At 34.1% G+C, this 1957-nt stretch carries 2 protein-coding genes; one reads left to right on the plus strand and one right to left on the minus strand.

Annotation, left to right across the window (positions count from 1 at the left end; translation table 11 throughout):
- Nucleotides 1-737, plus strand: a 737-nt coding sequence (locus E1171_RS02140) for an enoyl-CoA hydratase/isomerase family protein (protein ID WP_155203624.1), incomplete at its 5' end; no start/stop codon positions are given.
- Between the two features lie 84 nt (nt 738-821).
- Here the strand turns inward: E1171_RS02140 and E1171_RS02145 are convergent.
- Nucleotides 822-1517, minus strand: coding sequence for an SDR family NAD(P)-dependent oxidoreductase (locus tag E1171_RS02145; protein ID WP_155203625.1), 696 nt, complete (start codon nt 1515-1517; stop codon nt 822-824).
- Nucleotides 1518-1957 lie beyond the last annotated feature (440 nt).

Consider the following 1957-nt stretch of genomic DNA (forward strand, 5'->3'; position numbering starts at 1 on the left):
AAAAAAATAAATATGTAATTGTTACGCTTGATAGAGGAAGGGCTAATCCCATTAATCATTTAATGATAACTGAGCTGTCAGAGGTCTTTCATCAAATTGAAGAGGAGGAGCAGATTAAAGGCTCCATTTTATGCGGTAAGGAGAGCTTTTTCTCCGGAGGGCTTGACATTCCAGAGCTCTATCATTATAACAAAGATGAAATCCATGAACTTTGGACTAAATTTATGGGGCTTATTCATCAGCTGATAGCTTTTCCGAAGCCGTTAATTTCTGCAATCACAGGTCACAGTCCAGCGGGAGGATGTCTTCTTTCCCTATGTTCAGATTACAGAGTTATGGCCGATGGAAAATATGTTATAGGTTTAAATGAGGTTCTTCTGGGAATAATTCCACCTCCTCTGGTTTTTGATTTATACGCATTTTGGCTTGGAGACCGAGTCGCTTATCATAGTTTATTGGAAGGAAAACTATTTTCACCTACGGAGGCCTTAAAGTATGGCTTAGTAGATGAAGTGGTAAACGACGACTTAGTTTTGAATCATGCAGAAATCCAGCTAAATAAATATTTGCAATTCTCATCTTCTGCATGGACAAAAAGTAAATTGAATTTCCGAGAATCATTAATTAACTTTCTTGAAAAAGACATAGAGGAATCTTTAAAGGATACATTACAACAATGGTGGTCACCTGAAACTAGATTAGCATTGAAACAATTAATGCTTAGCCTTAAAAAATAGGTTTGGGCACAATAATTAAGAGAATCAGCTAATCAAGTAAAGTAAATCCCTCCTAAATTTTATGCTAGAATCTATAATCCTTTCTTAAGCTCTATTATAGGTTTTCAGAACAGTTTCCTGAAGTATATCAGCCTTGGAAGAAGTTATAAAATTTACTATTTCTCCCAGGGCCTCAGGTTTAACCCAGGAATCAAAATCGGCCTCTGGCATAGCTGTCCTATTGGGAGCAGTATCTAAAATACTCGGTACTAAAATCGTTGAGCGAATTCCTTTTGCTTTACCTTCAGCATTTAGTAATTCGGCCAATTGAAACAAAAGAGATTTGGATAAAGAATAGGCTAATGTGTCTTTACCAGCTTGAGGTTCCAGTGCTGACCGAGCTCCAATAAAAATCAACTGTCCAGCTTTTCCAAATCGGTCCATGTGCATAAAAATTTCTCGTGCAAGATAATAAGCAGATTCAAAATTCAAGGAGAACATTTCCTTCAACTGTTTTTCTCCTGTATTGGAAATATTTCCCATGGCAAACCCTCCAACCAACAGAGCTGCAACATCTACTTGATGTCCCTCTTTTTCAATATTTTCCAGACATTTTTTAGCCTCCATGGGTTGTGTAACATCTAATTCAAGATGATTGAAATTTTGGTTTTGATCAAACTCACTAAGCGACTGTCCAGCTCTAGTAATTCCAAATACATGATGACCAGAATTTAATAAGCAGTTTACCACTGCCCTACCCGTATTTCCTGCAGCTCCACTCACTAATATTTTTCTACTCATGATCTATAAAAATTTAATTATTAAATAAATTAGAAATTTGAATGAACTAATAACCAACCTTTTAATGGGTGTAGATCATTCTATTAGATACTCATTTTTTATTTTCTCCTTAAACCTCAAACCCCTGAAAATCAATTCGATTAAGTAAAATTAGCATAAAAAACTTCTATCCAAATTCAATTTAATTAGAATTTTTAAACGGGTAAAATGTTTTGGTAAAGATCTTAAAATCAAATGAAAAGAGTCCTTTATTATCATTTATATTCTCATTTCCCTTATTCTGCTTTCATGTTTTAGCTTATCTAATTAATTATGTCAATCTCCTTTACTCTAAACAGGGATAATTCCATCTATTTATGAATTTTCAGTCTTCAAAACTGTCCATAATTGTACGATTTTTCATCTAAAAATGTACATTTATGAACACTCAATTTAATTTT

Origin of the sequence: Xanthovirga aplysinae (assembly GCF_009711365.1) — a bacterium.
GTDB classification, from domain to species: Bacteria; Bacteroidota; Bacteroidia; order Cytophagales; family Cyclobacteriaceae; genus Xanthovirga; species Xanthovirga aplysinae.